This window comes from Streptomyces chlorus (assembly GCF_042655885.1).
GTDB classification, from domain to species: domain Bacteria; phylum Actinomycetota; class Actinomycetes; order Streptomycetales; family Streptomycetaceae; genus Streptomyces; species Streptomyces chlorus.
Genome location: NZ_JBHSOA010000139.1, coordinates 64,570 through 86,543, shown reverse-complemented (window position 1 = coordinate 86,543; position 21,974 = coordinate 64,570). Strand labels below are relative to the sequence as shown.

The window sequence follows — 21,974 nt, the reverse complement described above, 5'->3', positions numbered from 1 at the left end:
CGCACCACCTGATCGTGGAGGTGTTGCGCGGGGCGACCGCCGGGCTGGGCGAGGACGTTGACGGGGCGTCCGGCGATGCATTCGCCAGATTGTGCGGCGTAGTCCTGAGGTCTGGCCTGGTGCACGGACTCACGGCATCATCGATGCCCTCGTCGGCATGGACGTGAAGTGCTGGGCGGACAAGGCATACCAAGGCGCCGGCCGCCCGGTCCGGGCGCCGTTCCGAGGCCGACGGCTCAAGCGGTGGAAGCCACGGCACAACAGCACCCACGCCAGGGTCCGCTGTCTCGGCGAGCAAACCATGACCACCCTGAAGGGCCGGCGCCTCCTGCGGAAATTCCGCTGCGGCACCAACCGGATCACCGACATCGTGAAGGCCATCGCCGCCCTTCATCACGCCCCAACCTGAGGTGGGAAACGCTCACCTGTCTCGCCCGACGCGCTCTCGACCTGCCGATGTCGCAGGAACCTGCAGGTGCGAGGCGGCAGACGTCGGCGGCCGTCACGCTTACCGATACCAGTCTTCTCCGTCGCTTTCCAGCGCACTGCGGAATAACTCAGGACATCAATTGTCCGTGCGGGGGAAGGTGATCTCGACCCTGCGGTTCTTCTTGCGGCCGGCCTCCGTGGAGTTGTCGGCGATCGGGTACTGCTCGCCGTAGCCGCGCACCTCGTAGGTGATGTTGGGGTCGTTCAGTTCCTGGCCCAGGATGGTGTGAACGGCGTTCGCGCGTTTGCGGGACAGGACGTCGCCGTGGGCCGAGGAGCCCAGGTTGTCCGTGAAGCCGAAGACGCGGATCCTCGTCGCGTTCTGCTTCTTGATCTCCTCGGCGATCGTGCCGATACGGGCCTTCGCCTGGGCGCTGAGCTTCGCGCTGTTCTTGCCGAACAGCACCTCGGCCTGCAGCGCGAACGTCACCTCCGTGTTGGTGTCCTCGCGGCGCTCGTCACCGCTCTGCTCCTCGACGACCTGCTTGATGTCCAGGACCTTCGCTTCGGCGAGGGTGGCGCCGTCGGGGAGCTTCAGGTCCGGGTCGTTGGGGTCGAGTTCGACCGGGGCGGAGGCGGTGGCTTCGGTGCCGGGGGGGACGCTGGGGTTGTCGGCGGCGGCAGCGCCGGAGACGCCGTAGAGGCTGGTGGCCAGCAGGACGGTGACGGTGGTGACAGCCATGGAGAACCTTGGCTGTACCGGACTCAGGTGGGTACGTGTCATGGTCTGCCTCACCCAGAGATCTGGATGGTGCCGCTGGCGAACGTCGGCAGTTGGAAGGTGACTTCGGATGCATCTGCGGGCGGCGCGGGGAACTGCATGAAGACGGAGAGGTTCTCACCGGCCCTGATTACCGAGAAGCCTGTTGTCGTCAGTGGGCGGCCCTCGGTGTCGCGCAGTACGTAGTAACGCTTCTTGCTCTTCGAGTCGACCAGAGTAGCTCCACCGAGCGACCGGCCGTTTCGCACAATCTCGGTTTCATTGCCACTCAGCACAGCGGGAACCGTGACGCTCTTGGCACCATCGTTCTTCAGGATCGCGTTCACAGTGACGAAGCCGCCGGCGTCACGTTGTGCAGAAGTGACCTGAAGAATCAGTCCATCTGACCCCCTCAGTTCGGCGATGGGGTCGTCCGCCTGTTCCTCCTGGGCACTCGGAGCGGAACCGTTGCCCTTGGAAGCGGAGGCCGTGGCCGCCGTCCCCTTGTCGTCGTCCCCACTCCCACCGCAACCGACCACACCGAGGGCCAGTCCGGCCGCAATGGTGAGCGCGACCATCCCCCTCCGGGCCGTCGTTGTGAACCGAATGCTCATGCCACTGCTTCCTTAGTCACTCGTCGTTCGTTGGTCAGTCGGCCAAGTGGACGTCGAAAAGGTCCTCAGGCTGCGGAAGGAGTTCTACTGGATCTTCCGGATCCAGTTCCCACTTTTCGCCCTTGCAGGTGAGCAGCGGCAGGGTGTCCTCGGGAGCGTCCTCCACCAGGGGATCGAAGGTGCAGCGAGGGTCGATCACCGCAGTGGCCGTTTCCCGCGACTTCATGTTCTCGGTACCGGGCACGATGGAGTCCCCCACGGTGTCGGTCGTCTCGACCTCAACCGTGTAGCCCAGCAGCCCGTCCAGCTCACACCCCAGGACAGCCGCGTCGTTCCGCGCCGCGAGTTGCTGTGCGCGCCAGCACGACTCGTCGAGCCCTTCGGTACTGCCGTCGAAGATCGCCTGCCACTCGGTCGGATCGAGAAGGTCCTCGACCCAGGCGCCCGCGAGTTGGTCACGCCTGTCCTGAGCCGCAGCGAGCGCGGCCGCGTCCGCGGCCGTCTGAGCACCGTTCCTGTTGGCCGCTGCCTGCCCGACCGCCAAGTACGCGAACGCGAGAAAGAGCAGGCCCCCCACCACCGTGATGTAAATAGGGAAAGCCTGCCCTGCGTCGCCGTGCTTGCGGAATCGCATTAGCCTCCGGTGACCTTGCCGATTTGGGTTGTGATCGCGTCGAAGATCGTCTGACCGATGCTCGTCCCCGTGATCGCCAGCACGATCGCCACCACCACCGCGATGATGCCCAGGTACTCCACCGCCGTCTGGCCCCTGTCGTTGCGGGCGGTGCGGGAGTGGAGGTAGGTGACCGTGGTGTGGATCCAGTTGCTCATGGTGTTCCCCTCCGGCTGACGCGGTTGCGGCTTCCTTCAGGGTGCCGCATTCGATATCAGCAACGTACGGCGAATTTCCCGGTCCGCCAGAGGGCCCCAGGGCCCAATCCCGGGCCCAGTTGCCGGGCCGCCGCTTCGTCCCCCCTGTCGTCACCGCAGGTCACCCCAGTTCTCGTGCGGAGTCCGGGGCCGTGCCGAGCCACTTCGCGGCGGCTTCGGAACGGCTGGTGCTGTGGAGCTTGGCGAAGATGCGGTTGATGTGGTTCTTGACCGTCTTCTCGCTGATGAAACAAGTGGCGGCGATCTGTCGGTTGTTCATGCCGGATGCGATGTGGTTCATGATCTCCGCCTCCCTGCTGCTCAGTGGGAACCTCGACCTGTCGGGAACGGCTGCCGGACGACCACTTGTCCACCCTGACGACAACTGTCCCACATGCGGTTGCAGTTGCGAAAGGTTTTGTGAAGAAATAGGCGAGGGCGCGGGTAGCGGTGCAACTAATTGCCCTGGCAGTACGGCCTGTTGGAGGTTCTCATGCGGCAGCTTCGTCATGGAAACTTCGTATGCAGTCGCATCCGTGCGGCCTCCCAGGTCTTCCGGCAGGGGCGGGCCCGAGGGCGTCTTGCGGAGCTGGGCCAGCAGTGCTCCCGCCGCCGTGGGGGTGAAGTGGGGGCGGCCGTGGCTGATGTCCCGTACCGCCGACACCAGTTGGTCCGCCGTGAACTCGCCGTGGACCAGGTATCCGCCCGCTCCCCTGCGCAGTGCCTCCTCGACGATCTCCGACTCCCCGCTGTACGTCAGCATCACCACCGGGGCGATCCGCACCAGGTACGGGAGTGCCGAGATGCCGTCCATGCCCGGCATCCGGACGTCGAGGAGAATGACGTCCGGGCGTTGGTCGCGGGCCGTCTCGCAGGCTTCTCTGCCGTCTGCCGCCTCCGCCACGACCCTTATCTCCCCTCGGCAGGAGAGCAGGGCCGTCAGGCCCGCGCGGACCACCGGGTTGTCGTCGGCGACGAGGACCCGCAGGGCCGCGGTGGTCGGGGGCGTCCGGTTCGGCATCATCCGCGCCATCGGGATGCCTCCTCTCGAGGTGTACGGGGGTACAGGGTCCATCGGGCCGCCTCCCCTGTCGCGAACGTGCCTGTGCGTGGCCTTGTGGGCGCCAAGGGGAGTTCCAGGCGGACCTCCGTGCCGCGCGGGTGGGTGCCTCGGCCGACGCGGATGCGGGCGCCGATCGCCGCCGCGCGCTCGACCATGCCGACCAGGCCGAAGTGACCGTCCCTGCGGAGTTGTTCTAGGTTCGTGCCGGGCGGGAGGCCGCGGCCGTCGTCGTGGACGATGATGCGGAGCAGGCCGTCGTGGACGCCCGCGCCGACGGCGACCCGGGTCGGGCAGGCATGGCGATGGGCGTTCTCCATGGCCTCTCCGACGATGGTGAGGATGTGGCGGGCCACCGGGAGGGAGACCGCGGCGGGGCGGTGCGACTGGCCCGCGTTGTCGCCCGTCCGGCCGAATGCCGCCGGGAGGCCGGTGCGGGCGCTGAAGTCGCGTGTGTGCAGTGCCAGTTCGGCCAGTAGGTCCACGCTCTGCCCCGCGCCCGTTCCCGCGCCTGTTCCCGCGCCCGTCCCCGCGCCCGTACTCTCGCCCGTACTCTCGCCCGCCCCCGTGCCCGCCGCCGTGCCCCGGGCCGGTTCGCCGCGCAGGTCCGTCAGGAGTTCGCGGGACTCGGCGGCGGCTCTGCGGGCCGAGCGGGCGACCAGTTCCGCCTGTTGTCGTACCAGCGCCATGTTCACGTGCCTGGCGCTCGCCGAGCCGGCCAGGCCGTCGGCGGCCAGGGCGACGCCGTACAGGGTCTTCGCCACCGAGTCGTGCATCTCGCGGGCCAGACGCGCGCGTTCCTCGCTGACCGCCTCCGTGGCGGCCAGGCGGGCCTGGACCGCGGTCAGGGCCCGGGTGGCCGTGCCGAAGCGGAGCAGGAGGTTGCGGAGGCTGGAGCCGACCGCGCCCGCGATGACGCAGAGGCCGGGCAGGAACAGGGTTTCCGTGAGGTTCGCGTGCGGGTCCGCCAGGGTCGCGTGGACCAGGAGCAGGACCAGGCCCTGGAGGGAGGCGAACGCAGCCGCTCCCCGCCAGCCGTAGACCAGACCGGCGAGGAGCGGGGTGCAGACGCCGGCGTGGGCGAGGAGGCTGTCGGGGCCGGCGGAGATGAGGAGGAGGGAGCCGAGGAGGGTGTCCACGGCGAGCAGGCTGGGGTGGCGCAGGAGGAGGGGGCCGAAGCGTTCCCAGTCCCGTACGAGGATGTAGGACGCCATGAAGGTGACCACGACCGCGCTACCGACCAGGCGCACTCCCCAGCCCGGCCCCGCGTTGAGGAGGGCGGCGGGAGCGGCGAGCGCGATCATCGCCAGCCGGAAGCCGAACACCTGCCGGCACAGGGCCTGGAGGGCGTTGATCTGGAGGTCGACGTCCGGTGCGGGTGGTTGGGGGGTGCCCCGGTCCCTCGCGGGGCGGCTGTCGTTCACCGGTGGCACCGGCGGCATTGGGGCGTCCGGCACGCTCCTGACGACATACTCCGGGAGGGCCGAATACTCCGAGAGGGCCGGGACGCCCGCCGAGGACCCGGTGATCCGGGGCGTCCGGGCGCGGCACCACAGCCCTCTTCGGCCCCTCCGTCGGCCCCTACGCCCTAGGCGCCGCCCGCTACGCTCCCCGGTCGTCGTCATCCCACCGTCCACCGTCCCCTGCCCCTCACTCGCCCGTGATCGAGCCGAAGTCGGTGCCGGAGCCCAGGATCAGGCCCGCGCCGAGGAGGATCATCGTGGCCGGGACCATGAACGTGGTGATCATCATGGTGGCCTTGGGGACCGCGCGGGCCGCCTTGCGGCGGGCGTTCTGCGCGTCCGTACGGCGCATGTCCTTCGCGAGGGCGACCAGCGTCTCCACGATGGGGGCGCCGAGTTCCTCGCCCTGCTGCAACGCGGTGACGAACATGGCGACCTGCTCGGAGTCGTTGCGTCGGCGCAGTTCCGTGAAGGCCTGGCGGCGGCTCATGCCGAGGTCCATCTGGCGGAGCGTGATGCGTAGTTCGTCCGCCCACGGGCCCTCGTACTTGGTGGCGACCCGGTCCAGGGCCTGCCGGAAGCCGAGGCCCGCGCTGACGACGACGGCGAGGACGTCCAGGAAGTCCGGCAGGGTCCGCTCGATCACGTCCCGGCGGATCCGGATCGCCGACCAGATGCCGACCTCCGTCCAGAACGCGCCGAAGGCGAGCAGCAGCAGGGCGACGAAGAACTGCCCGCGCATCAGGAAGACCAGGAAACCGATGCCGCCGAGGAAGCCGTAGACCGCGCGGCGGGCGGCGTAGCGGTCGATGGTGAGGCCGCCGGGGTTGCCCGCGAGGTCGATCCTGCGGCGGTACTGGGCGACCCGCTGGGGGCCCATGACGCGCAGGACGGCCGGGGCGTAGCGCATGCCCATGCGGTCGACGAGCGAGTCCACCGCGCCGGTGCGGGTGGCGCCGACCTCCAGGGCGAGGACCAGGTCGGCGGGGAGTTTCGCGTCGGCGCGGTACATGCGCACACCGGCGAAGACGCCCCATACGGCGACGGCCATGACCAGCGCCAGCAGAAGTCCCATGTCAGTCAGTCCCTCCTCTGCCAATTCACGATTGCCGATCCACGATCCGGCTGCTCAGACGTCGATGCGGGACAGGCGGCGGATCAGGATGAAGCCGATCGCGTACAGGCCGAAGGCGACGATCACGGCGCCCTGTCCGACCGGGGAGTCGGTCATGCGTTCCAGGGCGCCGTCCTTCACCCCGTTCATCAGGAACAACGAGCCGACCCCCAGGACGGGGACGGCGTACGACGTCATGCTCACCTGGGAGAGCTGGGTACGGACCTCGCGCCGGGTCTCCTTGCGTTCCTCCAGGGTGTCGGTGAGGTTCCGCAGGGCGCTCACCACCTGGCCGCCCGCCCGGTTGGACAGCACCAGCGTGGTGACCAGGACGACCAGTTCGCGGGACGGGAGCCGCTGGGCCAGCTCGCCCAGCGCGTCGTCCATCGAGGCGCCGAGAGCCAACTGGTTGTCCACCTTGGCCAGTTCCTCGCCGGCCGGGGCCTCCAGCTCCTCCGCCGCCATGCCGATCGCCGTCCGCAGGGCGAGGCCGGCCTGGGTGGCGTTGGCCAGGATGCGGGCGAGTTCGGGGAGTTGGTTGATGAACTTCTCGATGCGTTTCTGGCGTTGCCAGTCGAGGAACTGGAACGCCAGCCAGATCCCGAGCAGTCCGGCCAGCGGGCCGAAGAACGGGGCCAGGACGGCCTGGCCGGTGAGGAGGAGGCCCAGGCCCAGGGCGATCATGCCGGCGAAGAACTCGCCCGGGGTGATGTCGAGGCCGGTCGCGGTCAGGCGCAGTTCCAGTTTCCTGCCGAACGCGGTGCGGCGCAGCCTGCGGTCCAGGGTGGGGAAGTGGCGCCGGCGCCCGTTGACCGTGACCCGGCCGGTGTACGCCAACCGGTCCACCAGCGCCTGCCGCTGGGCCCTGCCCGCGGCGTACAGGTGCACGCCGACCACCGTGAGGACGCAGGTCAGCAGGGCGATGCCGGTGGTCAGCGTGATCAGGTTCTGCAGCTCCATGGCGGCGGTCCTACCTGGCTTCTCGGGTGGTGAGCTGGTCGAGGGAGCGGGCGATACCGAAGGCCTGCGGGACGGGCTGACTCGCCATGTAGAGGCGTTCGGCGGTCCGGCGCGGGATCGGGTGATGCTCGTACGCGCCGTAGATACGGCCGTCGGAGGCCATCGGCTGCGCGTTGAACCGGGAGACCGTGGCCAACCGGTACGGCTCGCCCCCGTGGCTCTCCAGCAGGGCGATCTCGGTGATGCGGCGGGCGCCGTCGGCGAAGCGGGTGAGCTGGACGAGGACGTCGACGGCGCTGTTGATCTGGTCGTGCAGCGCGACGAAGGGGATCTCCACCTCCGACATGGAGGCGAGGGTCTGGAGCCGCATCAACGCGTCCTCCGCGCTGTTGGCGTGGACGGTGGCGAGCGAGCCGTCGTGGCCCGTGGACATCGCCTGGAGCATGTCCAGGGACTCGCCGCCGCGGACCTCACCGACGACGATCCGGTCGGGACGCATGCGCAGCGAGTTGCGCACCAGGTCGCGAATGGTGATGCGGCCCTTGCCCTCGACGTTCGGCGGACGTGCCTCCAGGCGGATCACGTGCGGCTGCTGGAGCTGGAGTTCGGCGGAGTCCTCGATGGTGATGATGCGCTCGCCCTCGGGGATCAGGCCGGAGAGGGCGTTGAGGAGGGTCGTCTTCCCGGTGCCGGTGGCGCCCGACACGATCACGTTGAAGCGGGCCTGCACCAGGCCCGCCAGCAGGTACAGCATGTGCTCGTCGAGCGAGCCGAGGCCGATCAGCTCGTGGAGGGTGAAGGAGCGGGGGAAGCGGCGGATGGTGAGGGTGGCACCGGTCAGGGACAGCGGCGGGATGATGACATTGACGCGCTCGCCGGACGGCAGGCGCGCGTCGACCATCGGATTCGACTCGTCCACGCGGCGGTTGACCGTCGAGACGATGCGCTCGATGGTCTGCATCAGCTGGTCGTGGGAGGCGAAGCGCATCGGCAGCTGCTCGACCCGTCCGCCGCGCTCGACGAAGATCGCGTCGGGGCCGTTGACCATGATCTCCGTGATGGAGGGGTCCTCGAGGAGCGGTTCCAGGATGCCGAGGCCGAGCGCCTCGTCGACGACCCTGCGGATGAGCTGCGAGCGCTCCACGGTCGACAGGACCGGTCCCTCGCGGCTGATGATGTGCCCGAGCACCCGCTCCAGTCTCGCCCGGCGCTCGGCGGCGGCCAGCGAACTCATCTCCGCGAGGTCGATCTCCTCGAGGAGCTTGGCGCGGTAGGAGGCGACCAGATGGCCGTCCTCGCCCCGGCTGCCCTTCTCCTCGGGGGAGTTGATACGTGCCCGCAGACTCATGAGTCCGGCGCTCCTCGTTCCTGGCTCGTGGTTCGTGGTTCGTGGTTCCTACTGCTGTGGTCGGTTTCCGGCGGGTGGTGGGTGGCAGGTGGTGGGTGGTCAGTGGTCGACGGGCATGGTGGCGGTCTTCCGGGCCCGGCCGAAGTCCCAGCCCGGCACGATCGACGGGATGTCGATCGTCGCCGTGACGGTGACCTCGTCGCCGCCCCCGGACGCCCCGCAGTCGGTGCGGCCGGCCAGCCAGCCGCTGACCGCGACGGTGCAGGCCGGCCCCGCCGCCCCGTCGAGCGAGGCACTGCGCGCCCCCGCACGGGCCGCGGTGCCGGCCTGCTGGGCGGTGTACGCGATCAGGCCCAGCTGGACGGCGGCCATGGCGACGATGATCAGGACCGGCAGGAAGCCCAGGTACTCGATCGCCACCTGCCCGCGGTCCCGGTGTCGCGTGCGCTCGTCCCGCGAGCGGCCGTCGGTGCGCGCTTGCTCGTCCCGCGAGCGGTCGGTCCGCGTTTGCTCGTTCCGCGAGCGGTCGGTCCGCGTTTGCTCGCCCCGCGCGCGGTCGGTCCGCGTGCGGTCGGTCCGCGTGCGCTCGCCCCGCCTGTCGTCGTACGCCATGTCAGTCCCCCACCTCCTCCTCCACCGCGCCCGCGTGGCCTTTCACCTCGAAGGGGAAGTTGGCGGTGCCGGGGAAGAGGACAGGGACGCGCAGCGTCACGTCGGCGGTGACATAGCCGCCCCCGGTTCCGCAGGTCACCGTCGCCGCTCCCTCCCAGGCTCCGGGCAGCTTGTCCAGCCCTGCCGCCTGGCAGGCGCCTTGGCGCGCGCCCGGGTCCGCGGCGGTGGCCGCCCGTACCGCCTCGTCCGCAGCATTCCCCGCGAGGGTGAACGTGTATCCCAGCAGCACTAGTTGCCACAGCACCACGAGCGTCACGAGGATCGTCGGGATCATGCCGAGGAACTCGATGGTGACCTGGCCCCGGTCACGGCCCCGGCCTCCGTCCAGATCGCGGCCCCGGTCCGAGTGGGCGTGCTTCTCCTCCCCTTTCACCTCATCCCTCTTCACCTCATCCCCCTCCGTCCTTGCGTCGCCGGATGCTCACCGCTCCGCGGTCGCCGCGCAGCCGGTCTCCCCGCAGCCGGCCGGACTTGTGGGCGCCCTCGGCGGGTTTGACCAGGCCGAGTTCTCCGGCCAGGGTCCACAGGGCCTGCTTCACCGTGCTCTTGTTCTCCAGTTCGTGGACCCGGCCCGCGTCCACGACTTGCTGGAGTTCCTTGAAGTTGGCGGGGATCACGGTGGCCGCGACCGCGGTGCCGGTGATCTTCTGGATGAGCGGGGGCTGGATCTCCGTACTCCGGGTGTGGCGGTTGACGACGACCGTGGTCTCCTCCGCTTTGCGGATCTGGAGCCGGTCCCACATCCGTACCGTCCGTTTGGCACCCCGGACGGAGACCACGTCCGGGGTGGTGACCAGGAGCGCGGTGTCGGCGGTCTCGACGGCGGCCGCGCCGGCCCCGACGAGCTGGGCGCCGGTGTCGACGACCACGACCTCGTACCGGGAGCGCAGGGCGCCGACGATGTGGCGGGCGGCCCGGTCGGTGACCTCCTCGCCGCGTTCGCCCTCGGCGGGGGCGAGGAGCAAGGTGACACCGGTGTCGTGACGGAAGACGGCGTCGGCCAGGACGCGCGGGGAGATGTCGGTGATCGTCGCGAGGTCCACGACGGAGCGCCGGAACTGGACGTCCAGGAAGGAGGCGATGTCGCCGCTCTGGAGGTCCAGGTCGACCAGGGCGGTGCTGCGGCCGGACGCCTGGGCGGCGAGGGCGAGTTGGATGGCGGTCAGGGTCGCGCCCACGCCGCCCTTGGCGCCGCTGACGGTGACGACCGTGCCGCCGACGCCGGTGAACACGTCGCCGCCGGTGCCGAGATGGCGGCGCACGCCGGACGACCACTGGGCGACGGCGTGGACGCGGTTGGCGAGTTCCTCGTAGCTGAGCGGGAGGGCGACCAGGCCACGGGCTCCGTAGTCCATGGCGGCCTGGAACAGGCCGGGGCTTGCGTCGGAGGTGACGAGAATGACCCCGACAGCGGGGAAGCGCAGGGCCACTTCGCGGATCAGTTCCAGCGCGGGGACCGGGCCGATCCGCTCGTGCACGACCACGACCTCGGGCAGCTCGTCGATCGACTCGGCGGCCAGGCGCGCGAGGGTGTCGACGAGCTGGGTGGAGTCGACCACCGGGATCATCGGCTCGGCGTCCGGGAGCTGGCTGAGCAGCGTGGTGATGGACCGGACGGCGTCCGCGTCACCGACTGCCGGGAGGATCCTCGTGGGCATGCGGGCCTCTCACTTGTCCTTCGCGAGTTCGTACGTACGGTCCTGCTCGGGGACCGTGGTGTCGCCGCCGGGGGCGACGAGCGCGAGCCTGACCCGCTGGGCGAAGGACTCGGCATAGGTGATGCGCTGGGCGTCGATGGTGGACAGCGCGAAGGTGATGGGGACGGCGTCCGTGGGCTGCCGGCCGCGGTCGTTCTCGTCGGGCTCGAGGGCGGTGATCCGGCCGACGTCGAGGACCTTGGCATTGGTCACGATGATCTTGGATTGGGCGGCGGCGCCCTCGCGTTCCCCTTCGAAGGTGGCGTAGACGTTGACCGACGAGCCCGGCGTGATCTTTCCGGCGACGCCGGTGGCCGCGTCGATCATGATGGCGACCTCCTGCTGCCCCGGTTGCAGGGCGGGCTGGTTCACGATCATGTCGCTCTGCAGCAGGGAGCCCTCGCGCAGCGTGGTGACGGCGATCTTGCCCCGGATGTCGCCGAGGTCGGTGACCGCGTTCTCCGACAGCCAGCGCTCGGGCATCTCGATTTTCTCGAACTGGCCCGTGCTGAGGGGCGTATACGGTGCCACATTTGATTTCAGCCGGTACGCGCTGACCTCGGGACCGACCTTGGACTCCACGTCGTTGATGACGGAGAGCACGCCGGCGAACGCGGCGAGGGCGCACAGGATCGACAGGAGCAGGAGTATCACGCCGCGGCGCTGACGGGAGTTCATAGACCGGGCAACCTCATTGGGGGATGTGGGCCGAGCGGATCGAGTGGGACGGTCGGGCGGGACGGCCGGGACGGTGTGTCGGCGAGGGCGCCGTCCCGGCCGTCCGGCCGCCCGGGTCAGGTGCGCCGGGCGAGGGCTCTACTGGCGCTCCTGTCGCTGTTGCTGCTGCTGCTGTTGTTGTTGTTGCTGTTGCTGCTTCTGTTGCTGTTGTCGTGGGCGGGTACGGACGGTGGCGTGGCCGAACAGAACACGCACCGGTCGCCGATGACGTCGATGCCGCACCAGTGACAGATGCCGCGCCGCACACTCGTGACCAGCTGGTAGAGGACGGAGAGGTCGGGCAGGTAGCTGCAGAACTCGATGACCTTGCCGGTCCCCCACCAGCTCGGGGACTCGGCGGGAAGCGGCGCCTCGCGCAGCCCCTGCACCTTCCAGGACGGCGCCAGGGTGCCGGCGACCCAGTCGGACTGGAGCTGCCCCTTGGCGACGAGCATCCAGGTGCCGAACTCCGGTCCGTCCAGGGCGGCTTCGGGTCCGAGGCGAACGAGTTGCGGCTGCGGGTGGGCGAGGACGGCGAACTGGCTGCCGGGCATCCAGGACTTGGCGTGCTGCTTCAGGTTCACCGGGATCCGGTCGAGCCGGGTGACGGAGCCGAGCACGGCGCCGGAGTGGATGTAGTGGACCAGTAGCCGGCCTGCCGAGGCGAGCACGCCGGGGCTGAGATCGCAGGAGCCCAACTGCCGTAACTGGCGGGCCAGTACGGCGAGTCCGAGCGGGGGCAGATCGGGACTGAAGAGGGCGATCCGGTCGCTCTCCAGCAGGGAGCGCAAGGTGTGCAGCCGCCGCAGGACAGCGACGGGTGTCGCCTGGGAGCAGACCACGATGACGTGCCCGTGCTGCTCGATGAGCGTCTGGAGTTCGGTCAGGGCCTGTTCGAGCGGCAGGGTGGCGATGTCCCGCAGCACCACGGCGGGCAGGGTTCGTTCGTCCTGTGGTGGCAGCGCCAGGTCGGCACTGGTCACGGCAATGGCAGTTGGCACGCGCGGCTCCCCGTTCTCCCCATGCCCCTCGGTCCACCGGGGATCACTCCGGCGCACCCTGATGACTTCGCTGCGTGACTATGCGAGCACTGTAACCACGGCTCCATGGCCGGAGAGCAGCGTTTGTGTAGCTCGTAAGCAACTGGCGTTGCACAAGTTGCGCCAAAACGGGGCACGTTGAGCATCTTGCCGGTCTCGATATGACTCTCAGGGTGGAGATCCGGTGCACCGCCTTGACGCCGGAACCCCGACGTGGAGGCGACCGGTGGGTCCGGGAGCCGGACGACCGGAGGTGGCCCCGCTCCCCGAAGTTGGTCTGGACCCATTGACAACCCGATTGGTCTGGACCACCTTGTTGGTTCAGTGGCGACGCCCGTCATCCCCATGGCGCTCTCCCCTCCTGTTCTCTCCCCCCATACCTCTGTACCCCCGTATCCCGCCCCTTCCCCCACCGGAGGCTTCAGTGGACCGCGCACCAGCCATGACCGAAACCAGAGACAGAGGCACGGGCAGAAACCCGGCCGGCGGCAAGGGCCGCCTCTGGGCGGGCGCCCTCGTCTCGGCCCTCGCTCTCACCCTCCCCCTAGTGGGGGCGGGCCAGGCGTCCGCGGCGGACGTGAACAACGTCAAGAACGCCGGTTTCGAGTCGGGTCTGAGCAACTGGACCTGTTCGGCGAACAGCGGGACGACCGTCTCGTCCCCCGTGCACGGCGGCACGGCCGCGCTCAAGGCCACTCCGGCCGGCCAGGACCATGCCCGCTGCACGCAGACCGTCGCCGTGCGGCCCAACTCCACGTACTCGCTGAGCACCTGGGTGCAGGGCGGCTACGCCTACCTGGGCGTGACCGGCACCGGCACGACGGACGTCTCGACCTGGACCCCGGACTCCAGCACCTGGAAGCAACTGACGACGAGCTTCCGCACCGGCTCCGCGACCACGTCCGTCACGGTCTACACCCACGGCTGGTACGGGCAGCAGCCCTACTACACGGACGACCTGTCGGTCTTCGGCCCCGACGGAGGCGGAGGCGGTGACCCGGACCCGACCGTTCCAGGCACGCCGGGCGGCCTCAGCGTCTCGGGCACGACGTCGTCGACGGCGTCGCTGAGGTGGAACTCCGTTTCAGGCGCGACGGGTTACACCATCTACCGCGACGGTACGAGGATCACGGCGGTGACGGGCACGTCCGCGACGGTGACCGGCCTCGCGGCCTCCACCTCGTACTCCTTCCAGGTCGCGGCGACCAACGCGGCGGGCGAGTCCCCGAAGTCGACGGCGGTGACGGCCCGCACGACGGAGGGCAACGGCGGTGGCGGCGGTGGCCTGCCCCGGCACGCGGTGACCGGCTACTGGCAGAACTTCAACAACGGCGCGGCCGTCCAGCGCATTTCGGACGTGCCCGGCCAGTACGACATCATCGCGGTCGCCTTCGCGGATGCGACGGGCACACCGGGTGCGGTCACCTTCAACCTGGACTCGGCGGGCCTGAACGGTTACACCGTCGCCCAGTTCAAGGCGGACGTACGGGCGAAGCAGGCGGCCGGGAAGAAGGTCATCATCTCGGTGGGCGGCGAGAAGGGCACCGTCTCGGTGAACGACTCCGCCTCCGCGACGAACTTCGCGAACTCGGTGTACACGGTGATGCAGGAGTACGGCTTCGACGGCGTCGACATCGACCTGGAGAACGGTCTCAACACGACCTACATGACGCAGGCGCTGCGGTCGCTGTCCGCGAAGGCCGGCCCGGGCATGATCCTGACGATGGCTCCGCAGACCATCGACATGCAGTCCACGTCCAACTCCTACTTCCGGACCGCGCTGAACGTGAAGGACATCCTCACGGTCGTCAACATGCAGTACTACAACAGCGGTTCGATGCTGGGCTGCGACGGCAAGGTCTACAGCCAGGGCTCCGTGGACTTCCTGACCGCGTTGGCCTGCATCCAGCTGGAAGGCGGCCTCGACCCGTCCCAGGTGGGCCTCGGCCTCCCGGCCTCCACCCGTGGGGCGGGCAGCGGCTACGTCTCCCCGACCGTGGTGAACAACGCCCTGAACTGCCTGACGCGCGGCACCAACTGCGGCGCCTTCAAACCGTCCAGGACCTACCCGAGCCTGCGCGGCGCGATGACCTGGTCCACCAACTGGGACGCCACCGCCGGCAACGCCTGGTCCAACACGGTGGGCCCCCACGTCCACGCCCTGCCGTAAGGGGCCGCGTCCCAACCGATTGCGGAACGGGCGGATCGAACAGGATTCCCGCCGGAGCGATCTTCCCGTTGGGCGGGCATGAAGACAGGGCCTCTCGGTAGCTCGGGAATGCGACACCAAAGGGCTGACAAGCCCCTGACCTGCACGACATAGGGTGGGTGCCCGGCAGCGCAAAGCTCGCAGGGCACCCATCCGCACGTCGGCCCTGATCACAGACACGGGAAGCCATGCTCTTCGTCATCGCCCTCATAGGCATCGCCGTATTCGGCATCACCCTCTGGTGCGCAATAGCCGTCGCACGGATCCGCGACATCCCGACATGGCGCCGCTTCCTGCCGCTTGCGCTCCTTATCATCTCCAACGCCGCCAGCCTGCTGCGTGCCTTCGACATACCCCAGCCGGCGAATACGATCGCCTTCCCATTGAACGTCGCTGTGATCCTCCTCGGCTTGTGCGAAATCCGCGCCCACCGTCGGCGGCACGCGTAACCACCACCGTCGCGACGGGCGAGCCTCTCAGCGTTCAAAAGCCCCCACGGCCAAGTGGCGGGCGGGGTGTGCTTCGGTGTCTGCCCTGCGGACAGGTCACCTTGATGGCAGGGGTGCAGTGGCGTGTAGGAGGCCGTACGACCTCGCGCCCGCACTGGGCAGGGTGGCCCACATGCGGGTGCCACCGTCCGGCTCGCGCGCCTCGCCGAAGCCCCAGGTGCCGTCGCAGGCTCGGCAGACACAGGACAGGAAGCGCAGGGCCGCGCGACGACGCGTTTCACACGCAGTGACCAGGCGGGGATGTGCACGGGCGCAGCTCGAGCATGTGATCGCCATGTCCGAACGGCCCGCCGTACGGCTGCTGGTCGTGCCGTTCACCTCTGGCACGTTTCCCGGGTCCGGGCAGATCTTCACCTACCTGGAAGGGCCGGTCCCGCACCTGGACTGGATGGAGCGCATTGCCCTCTCGCCTCAAGCATCCCGCGACTTCATCCGGGACATCGCCAACAGCTTGTGAGGAGACAGCATGGACGACATCACCTGGGAAGCCCCCTTCTGCGGTGAGGGAGCCAGTTGCTTCCGCCTCGGTACCGATCAGGACGGCAACGGCTACATCGCCATAGCCGGCTCCGAGGACGACCACCTCACCGACAGCCGGGACGCCCTGCGGCGCATGATCCTCGACATCAAGGCGGGGAAAGCAGACCATCTGCTGTGAAGCCGGTGCCGGTGGGGTCGGCCGGGTCAGCGACACAGGGGATGTCATCCTCTGTGTCGCTGGTCATCTGTGCGCATCGTGGAAGACATGACTACGAACCCTGAAGCACCCGCACCCGCACCCGCATCCGCACCCGCTCGCGTCGCCGTCGTGACCGGCGGATCGCGCGGCATCGGCCGGGCGGTCTCCCTGAAACTCGCCCGGGACGGTCTGGCCGTCGTGGTGAACTACGCCGGCCATACGGCCGCCGCCGAAGAGACGGTCGAGGCGATCACCGCCGAGGGCGGTCGGGCGATCCCCGTACAGGCGGACGTGGCGGACGAGCATGCGGTCGCCGCGCTGTTCGATCGGGCGGAGGGCGAGTTCGGCGGCGTGGACGTCGTCGTGAACGCCGCCGGCCGGCTCGCGCTCTCCCCCATCGCCGACCTCGACCTGGCGGTGCTCGACGCCATGCACCGCACCAACATCCGCGGCACCTTCGTGGTCGCCCAGCAGGCCGCCCGGCGGCTGCGTGCGGGCGGCTCGTTCGTGGGTTTCTCGACCTCCGTGGTCGGTACGCAGCTCCCCGCCTACGGTGCGTACACGGCGAGCAAGGGCGCCGTCGAGGCGATCACGCTGATCCTCGCCCGCGAGCTGCGCGGGCGGGACGTCACCGTGAACACGGTCGCCCCCGGACCCACGGCCACCGACCTGTTCCTCGACGGCAAGACCCCTGAGCAGATCGCCGCGCTCGCCAAGGCCCCGGCGCTGGAGCGGCTCGGCACCCCGGAGGACATCGCCCAGGTGGTCGCCTTCCTCACCAGCCCGGAGGGCCACTGGGTGAACGGCCAGATCCTGCGGGCCAACGGAGGCCTGGTGTGACGTGGGGGTGAAACATTCCCCCGGGTCCGGCGCATCAATGAGGTGAGAGCCGTGGGATGAGCCGAGGGGGATGCGCGCATGGGGCAGGACGGTCGCGAGGGCGAGTACGGGGACTTCGCGGTGGCGCGGGCCGGACATCTGTACCGGTCCGCGTGTCTGCTCACGGCCGGGGACACGCACCTCGCCGAGGACCTCGTCCAGGAGACACTCGGGCGGGTGTACGTGCACTGGGGGCGGGTTTCCCGCATGGACAACCCCGCCGGGTACGCGCAGACCGTGCTCACCCGCGCGTTCCTCACCCACCGGCGGCGGCGCAGCAGTACCGAGCGCTCGACCGCCGTGTTCCCGGATCTGCCGGGCGCCGACGCCGACCCGTCCCTGCGGCTCACCCTGCTCGACGCCCTCGCCCGCATGCCCGCGAAGGACCGCGCGGTGATCGTCCTGCGGTACTGGGAGGACCGTTCGGTCCAGGAGACCGCCGACGCGATGAACGTCAGCTCGGCGGCGGTGCGCACGCGCAGCCTGCGCGCCCTGGCCCGGCTGCGGGAGCTGCTCGGCGAAAACCTCGGTGAGTACGCCCGGTCCTGACCGGACTCAGGCCGTCCCCTCCTCACTTCTCCATGTTCACCTCACGGAAGCGGTGGTTCGTCATGTCCGTCGACCAGCACAGCAACCCCTTCGAGGAGCGGCTCTCCGCCGCTCTGCACGACACCGGCAGCACCTTCGAGGCCGACCGGGGCGCCCTCACCGACGGGGGGCGGACCCGGGGAAGGCGGATGCGGGTGCGGCGGCGGGCCGCCGTCCTCGGGGGTGCGGCCGGGATCGCGCTCGTGGGGGTGGGCGGGGCACTGCTCCTGCCGGGCGAGGGCCGGGAGAACGAGCGCGCGACGGTGGCCTCGGGAGCCGAGGTCACCGCCACCGCCAAGGACACTCCGGCGCCCGTCTCCGGTGAGGAACTCATCCGCACGCTGAAGGAACTCCTCCCCGACGGGAAGTTCAGCGGGGAGCAGGGGCGCGGCACCGACTCGGTCCTCGGGCCGTTCGCCCAGGTCGTGTACGACGACGGCGAGGGGCCCGCAGCCGTCGGCATCGGTCTCCACCGCGTCGAGCCGGGAAGCTCCCAGGCCCGCGAGGCCACCCGGTGCCCGGACCAGGTGTTCACCCCGCACGACAGTTGTGCCACCAGCACTCTGGCGGACGGGTCGAAGCTGATGCTGTTCAAAGGGTACGAGTATCCGGACCGGCGCGTGGACACCAAGTGGTGGAACGCCGTACTTGTCACGCCCCGGGGACAGCAGATCAGCGTGAGTGAGTGGAACTCGGCCGCAGAGAAGGACGAGCTCATCAGCCGGCCCGCGCCCCCGCTGTCCGCCTCGCAGCTGAAGGAACTCGCCATGGCCCCGCAGTGGCGGGCGGCCGTCGACGCCATTCCGGAGAGGACCGGGACGCCGTCCGAGGCCCCCACTGCGCAGCCGCCGCGCGTCGACGGCCCGGCGGTCCGGGAGACACTCGCCAAGCTGGTCCCCGACCGTGTCGAGGTGGTGTCGAAGGGCGGTCAGGAGGAGGGGTACGCCTATCTCGTCGTCGACGACGGCAAGGGGAAGAGCTTCGTCCAGATCAACGTCCAGCGCCGCATGCTGGATGACGCGGGCCAACTCTACGGTTCCGCCGAGACGCTGGACGACGGAACCCGGGTCGCGACCCGGCAGGGGCCGGGTGAGAAGGGCGCCGCCGGTGTCGTCATGTGGACCGTCGACATCATGCGGGCCGACGGCAGGCGTGTGGTGATCAGCGCCTTCAACACCGGCGCCCAGCACGAGGACGCCACGCGTGAGGCCCCCGCGCTGAGCATGAAGGAACTCCGCGCGATCGCCCTCAGCCCCCGGTGGGACGACCTGAACCGGCCCGAACCGACATGACCTGACCCGACCCGACCCGACCGCTAGAAGAACTCCGACCAGGGCTGGTCCCAGACCTGCTTGACGCACAGGACCAGAAAGAGGAGGCCCGCGATGACGAGCATGCTGTTGCTGAGGGCCCCGTTGCGCCATTCGCGGGGTGTGCGGGCGGAGTTGAGGAGCCAGAGCAGGGTCAGGGCGAGGAAGGGCATGAAGGCGGCGCCCAGGACGCCGTAGATGATGATGAGGCGGAAGGGCTGGCCTTCGAACAGGAGGATCATGGGTGGGAAGGTCAGCCACAGCAGGTAGGCGCGGAACGGCCAGGACTTCTCCGGGCGGCCCGACGCGATGGCCTCGCCCGTCGACGCCTTCGCCTTCCTCCGTCCGCGCGTCACGAAGTCGGCGAACATCAGGCTCACCCCGTGCCACACGCCGATCAGCGACGTGAACGACGTGGCGAAGAAGCCGATCAGGAAGAACTTCGCCGTCGCGGCGCCGTACCTGTCCTCCAGGATGTCGCTCAGCTGCACCAGGCCCTTGTCCCCCTTCTCCAGCGCGAGCCCCGCCGAGTGCAGGAGCTCGGCGCCGACGAGGAGCATCGCGACGACGAAGATGCCGGTGGTGAGGTACGCGACGCGGTTGTCGAGGCGCATCACCTTCATCCACCCCGCGTTGGTCCAGCCCTTGGCGTTGACCCAGTAGCCGTACGCGGCCAGCGTGATCGTGCCGCCGACGCCGCCGATCAGGCCCAGGGTGTAGAGGACCGAGTCGTCCGCGTCGGGAAGGACCGGGAGCAGTCCGGCGAAGGCGTCCCCGAGGTTCGGGGCCACCCTGATCGCCAGGTAGACGGTCACCACGAACATGACGCCCACCAGGACCGTCATGACCTTCTCGAAGACCGCGTACCTGTTGAACCAGACGAAGGCCAGTCCCACCAGGGCGCAGGCGATGCCCCACCACTCGAGGTCCATCACGTCCGGGAAGAGGGCCTGCAGGGGCAACGCGCTCGACGACATCGCCGCCGCGCCGTAGACGAAACCCCAGATGACGACGTAGACGCCGAAGAAGTACGTCGTCCAGCGGCCCAGACTCGCCCAGCCGTCGAACAGGGTGCGGCCGGTGGCCAGATGCCAGCGGCCCGCCGCCTCGGCGAGGGAGATCTTCACCAGGCAGCCGAGGACCGCCGCCCAGAGGAGGGTGTAGCCGAAGTTGCTGCCGGCGATGAGGGTGGCGACCAGGTCGCCGGCCCCCACACCGGTCGCGGCGACGACGATGCCGGGGCCGATGTAGCGCCAACTGGACTTACGGGGCCGGGGGCCGGGGCCCTGGAGTGGCGCCCCGGTGTCCTGGATGCTTCCCGTGTTTCCCGTGGTGTCCGCCATAAAGGTCAAGAAAGCGGACGGGTACCGACGGGGCAAGGGGGCGTGCGGGGATCTTCACCTGTTTCTTGCGAGGAGGCCCCGGCGTTCACGTCGGGGAGGAATCGCATCCGGGTGTCGCGACGTGGAGCGTCGCCGCATCCGGTCCAGGGCGTGGAGCGCCCGTACTGCTGTCGCTGTCGCTGAGGTGACGCGAACGCGTGTGCCCGTGGTCGCCGGTGGGGGTGGTGACTGTGGGATCGGGGTGCGTCTGTGCGGCTGTCGTACGTATGGTCCTTCGGAGGGTTCGGGGGGACGGAGTGTCCCGGGCGGGGCCGTGAGGGGGCGAGTGGCGCAGGTGAGGGCGGATGCGGGGGCCGGGCATGCCCGGTACACCTACCGGTTGCGCGTGTCGTCCGCTGCCCGTACCGTCCTGGCGGCGGAGTGGGACCGGTGCCGCTGGGTGTGGAACGAATGCGTCGCCAAGTCCAGGGCCGTGCACCTGCGCAACAAGTCCACAGGCCGGAAGGCCACGTGCGGTCCGGCTCAGCTCGACAGGATGCTGACCGAAGCCCGTGCCCGTACGCCGTGGCTGCGTGCGGGCTCGTCGGTGCCCCAGCAGCAGGTCATCCGCGACTTCGGCCGCTCCCGCGCCAAGGCGCACAAGGACATCAAGGAGCGCCTGCCCAGGGCGCGCCGGGCCGGGATGCCGAAGTGGAAGACCAAACGCGAGGCACTGCCGACCCTCAACTACACGAAGCGCGGGTTCCGGTTGAAGGACGGCCGGCTGCACCTGGCGGGCGGCGTCGTCCTGGCGGTGGTCTGGTCGCGGGAACTGCCGGCCGAGCCGTCCTCGGTACGCCTGTACCAGGACAGCCTCGGGCACTGGTACTGCTCGTTCGTCGTCCCCGCCCAGGTCCAGCCCCTGCCGGAGACCGGCCGCGTCCTCGGCCTCGACTGGGGCGTGAGGGAGACCGCGACCACCACGTCCGACGCGCACGACCTGCCGCACGCCGAGCACGGCAGGAAGGCCCAAACGAAGCTGGCCCGGTACGACCGGATGACGGCCCGCCGCAGGCCGAAGAAAGGAAAGCCCGCATCGAAGGGCTACCGCGAGGCGAGGAAACTGCGGGCGAAGGCCCACAAGAAGGTCGCCCGGCAGCGGGCGAACACCGGGCGCAAGTGGGCCAAGAAAGTCGTCCGCGACCACGACGTCATCGCGGTCGAGAACTTCCGCCCGAAGTTCCTGGCCAAGACCACCATGGCCCGCAAGGCAGCCGACGCCGCCATCGGCGCCACCAAGGCCGCCCTGATCGAGATGGGCCGCAAGCACGGGCGGGACATTCGTCTCGTCCATCCCGCGCACACCACGATGGACTGCGCGCACTGCGATGCGAGAGCCAAGCACGCACTGCCGCTGGGTGAGCGCACCTACACCTGCACCGCCTGCGGAACCGTGTCCCCACGGGACAAGAACTCCGCACGCGTCATGCTCGTCCGGGCTGCTCTCCACCCGGCTGGTGCCGATGGCGGAAGACCTCCTGGAGCGCTGCTCCGGGAGGCGGCCTGAGCCAGGAATCCCCTTCCTTTCAGGGAGGGGAGGATTCAACGGATGCACCTGGTCGAATGACCGACCGACATGACGGTATTGACCTGATCATGTCATACGCGCAAAATTGCGGCACCGCACACCGCACCAGGCACGTCGCCATGGACAACCCCACCTCCCACAAGGAG

24 protein-coding genes are annotated in these 21,974 nt (G+C 69.4%); 9 read left to right on the top strand and 15 right to left on the bottom strand.

What is annotated here, in order from left to right:
- Positions 1 to 91 precede the first annotated feature (91 nt).
- Positions 92 to 409, top strand: a complete 318-nt coding sequence (locus ACFPZI_RS36570) for a transposase family protein (protein WP_381371469.1) — start codon at positions 92 to 94, stop codon at positions 407 to 409.
- A gap of 156 nt (positions 410 to 565) precedes the next feature.
- Here the strand turns inward: ACFPZI_RS36570 and ACFPZI_RS36565 are convergent, their stop codons facing one another.
- The 14 genes from ACFPZI_RS36565 to ACFPZI_RS36500 all read right to left on the bottom strand — a co-directional run bounded on the left by ACFPZI_RS36565 (position 566) and on the right by ACFPZI_RS36500 (position 12,705).
- Positions 566 to 1,171 (bottom strand): OmpA family protein, encoded by a 606-nt coding sequence (locus tag ACFPZI_RS36565; protein ID WP_381371468.1) that lies wholly within the window; start codon positions 1,169 to 1,171, stop codon positions 566 to 568.
- 50 nt (positions 1,172 to 1,221) lie between these two features.
- Positions 1,222 to 1,803 (bottom strand): hypothetical protein, encoded by a 582-nt coding sequence (locus ACFPZI_RS36560; protein WP_381371467.1) that lies wholly within the window; start codon positions 1,801 to 1,803, stop codon positions 1,222 to 1,224.
- Positions 1,804 to 1,837: 34 nt separating this feature from the next.
- Positions 1,838 to 2,437, bottom strand: a complete 600-nt coding sequence (locus ACFPZI_RS36555) for a pilus assembly protein TadG-related protein (RefSeq protein WP_381371466.1) — start codon at positions 2,435 to 2,437, stop codon at positions 1,838 to 1,840.
- On the bottom strand, positions 2,437 to 2,634 hold the full coding sequence (locus ACFPZI_RS36550; protein ID WP_381371465.1) for a Flp family type IVb pilin: 198 nt from the start codon (positions 2,632 to 2,634) through the stop codon (positions 2,437 to 2,439). Before ACFPZI_RS36550 ends, ACFPZI_RS36555 begins: the two co-directional genes overlap by 1 nt.
- 160 nt (positions 2,635 to 2,794) lie before the next feature.
- Positions 2,795 to 3,706, bottom strand: coding sequence for a response regulator (locus tag ACFPZI_RS36545; protein WP_381371464.1), 912 nt, complete (start codon positions 3,704 to 3,706; stop codon positions 2,795 to 2,797).
- Positions 3,694 to 5,358: a sensor histidine kinase gene (locus tag ACFPZI_RS36540; RefSeq protein WP_381371463.1), complete on the bottom strand. Its 1,665-nt coding sequence runs from the start codon at positions 5,356 to 5,358 to the stop codon at positions 3,694 to 3,696. Before ACFPZI_RS36540 ends, ACFPZI_RS36545 begins: the two co-directional genes overlap by 13 nt.
- Positions 5,359 to 5,383: 25 nt before the next feature.
- Positions 5,384 to 6,271 carry a DUF5936 domain-containing protein gene (locus ACFPZI_RS36535; protein WP_381371462.1) on the bottom strand — a complete coding sequence of 296 codons (888 nt, stop codon included), beginning with the start codon at positions 6,269 to 6,271 and terminating at the stop codon, positions 5,384 to 5,386.
- Between the two features lie 54 nt (positions 6,272 to 6,325).
- Positions 6,326 to 7,270, bottom strand: coding sequence for a type II secretion system F family protein (locus ACFPZI_RS36530; protein ID WP_381371461.1), 945 nt, complete (start codon positions 7,268 to 7,270; stop codon positions 6,326 to 6,328).
- Positions 7,271 to 7,280: 10 nt separating this feature from the next.
- Positions 7,281 to 8,618 (bottom strand): CpaF family protein, encoded by a 1,338-nt coding sequence (locus ACFPZI_RS36525; protein WP_381371460.1) that lies wholly within the window; start codon positions 8,616 to 8,618, stop codon positions 7,281 to 7,283.
- Between the two features lie 99 nt (positions 8,619 to 8,717).
- Positions 8,718 to 9,038: a TadE/TadG family type IV pilus assembly protein gene (locus ACFPZI_RS36520; protein ID WP_381371490.1), complete on the bottom strand. Its 321-nt coding sequence runs from the start codon at positions 9,036 to 9,038 to the stop codon at positions 8,718 to 8,720.
- A 193-nt stretch (positions 9,039 to 9,231) separates the two neighbouring features.
- Positions 9,232 to 9,564, bottom strand: a complete 333-nt coding sequence (locus tag ACFPZI_RS36515; RefSeq protein ID WP_381371489.1) for a pilus assembly protein — start codon at positions 9,562 to 9,564, stop codon at positions 9,232 to 9,234.
- Between the two features lie 115 nt (positions 9,565 to 9,679).
- Positions 9,680 to 10,948: a CpaE/TadZ family protein gene (locus tag ACFPZI_RS36510; RefSeq protein ID WP_381371459.1), complete on the bottom strand. Its 1,269-nt coding sequence runs from the start codon at positions 10,946 to 10,948 to the stop codon at positions 9,680 to 9,682.
- Positions 10,949 to 10,957: 9 nt separating this feature from the next.
- Positions 10,958 to 11,665 carry a Flp pilus assembly protein CpaB gene (gene cpaB, locus ACFPZI_RS36505; RefSeq protein ID WP_381371458.1) on the bottom strand — a complete coding sequence of 236 codons (708 nt, stop codon included), beginning with the start codon at positions 11,663 to 11,665 and terminating at the stop codon, positions 10,958 to 10,960.
- A gap of 116 nt (positions 11,666 to 11,781) precedes the next feature.
- The gene (locus tag ACFPZI_RS36500) at positions 11,782 to 12,705 is read right to left on the bottom strand and encodes a hypothetical protein (protein WP_381371457.1); all 924 of its coding nucleotides are present in this window, start codon (positions 12,703 to 12,705) and stop codon (positions 11,782 to 11,784) included.
- Between the two features lie 481 nt (positions 12,706 to 13,186).
- Here ACFPZI_RS36500 and ACFPZI_RS36495 point away from each other — a divergent pair, with 481 nt between their 5' ends.
- The 7 genes from ACFPZI_RS36495 to ACFPZI_RS36465 all read left to right on the top strand — a co-directional run bounded on the left by ACFPZI_RS36495 (position 13,187) and on the right by ACFPZI_RS36465 (position 18,900).
- Positions 13,187 to 14,914, top strand: coding sequence for a chitinase (locus ACFPZI_RS36495; RefSeq protein WP_381371456.1), 1,728 nt, complete (start codon positions 13,187 to 13,189; stop codon positions 14,912 to 14,914).
- 227 nt (positions 14,915 to 15,141) lie between these two features.
- A complete protein-coding gene (locus ACFPZI_RS36490) occupies positions 15,142 to 15,402 on the top strand; it encodes a hypothetical protein (protein ID WP_381371455.1) in 261 nt (86 codons plus the stop codon).
- 334 nt (positions 15,403 to 15,736) lie between these two features.
- Positions 15,737 to 15,919 carry a hypothetical protein gene (locus ACFPZI_RS36485; protein ID WP_381371454.1) on the top strand — a complete coding sequence of 61 codons (183 nt, stop codon included), beginning with the start codon at positions 15,737 to 15,739 and terminating at the stop codon, positions 15,917 to 15,919.
- A 9-nt stretch (positions 15,920 to 15,928) separates the two neighbouring features.
- Positions 15,929 to 16,120 carry a hypothetical protein gene (locus tag ACFPZI_RS36480; protein ID WP_381371453.1) on the top strand — a complete coding sequence of 64 codons (192 nt, stop codon included), beginning with the start codon at positions 15,929 to 15,931 and terminating at the stop codon, positions 16,118 to 16,120.
- Positions 16,121 to 16,207: 87 nt separating this feature from the next.
- Complete coding sequence (locus ACFPZI_RS36475; RefSeq protein ID WP_381371452.1) at positions 16,208 to 16,981, top strand: SDR family oxidoreductase; 774 nt, start codon at positions 16,208 to 16,210, stop codon at positions 16,979 to 16,981.
- Between the two features lie 78 nt (positions 16,982 to 17,059).
- Positions 17,060 to 17,569 carry a SigE family RNA polymerase sigma factor gene (locus tag ACFPZI_RS36470; RefSeq protein ID WP_381371451.1) on the top strand — a complete coding sequence of 170 codons (510 nt, stop codon included), beginning with the start codon at positions 17,060 to 17,062 and terminating at the stop codon, positions 17,567 to 17,569.
- Between the two features lie 62 nt (positions 17,570 to 17,631).
- On the top strand, positions 17,632 to 18,900 hold the full coding sequence (locus ACFPZI_RS36465) for a hypothetical protein (RefSeq protein ID WP_381371450.1): 1,269 nt from the start codon (positions 17,632 to 17,634) through the stop codon (positions 18,898 to 18,900).
- A 23-nt stretch (positions 18,901 to 18,923) separates the two neighbouring features.
- Here ACFPZI_RS36465 and ACFPZI_RS36460 read toward each other — a convergent pair whose 3' ends face one another.
- Positions 18,924 to 20,261 carry an Nramp family divalent metal transporter gene (locus ACFPZI_RS36460; RefSeq protein ID WP_381371449.1) on the bottom strand — a complete coding sequence of 446 codons (1,338 nt, stop codon included), beginning with the start codon at positions 20,259 to 20,261 and terminating at the stop codon, positions 18,924 to 18,926.
- A gap of 325 nt (positions 20,262 to 20,586) precedes the next feature.
- Between ACFPZI_RS36460 and ACFPZI_RS36455 the strand changes: the two genes are divergently transcribed.
- On the top strand, positions 20,587 to 21,807 hold the full coding sequence (locus ACFPZI_RS36455; RefSeq protein WP_381371448.1) for an RNA-guided endonuclease InsQ/TnpB family protein: 1,221 nt from the start codon (positions 20,587 to 20,589) through the stop codon (positions 21,805 to 21,807).
- Positions 21,808 to 21,974 lie beyond the last annotated feature (167 nt).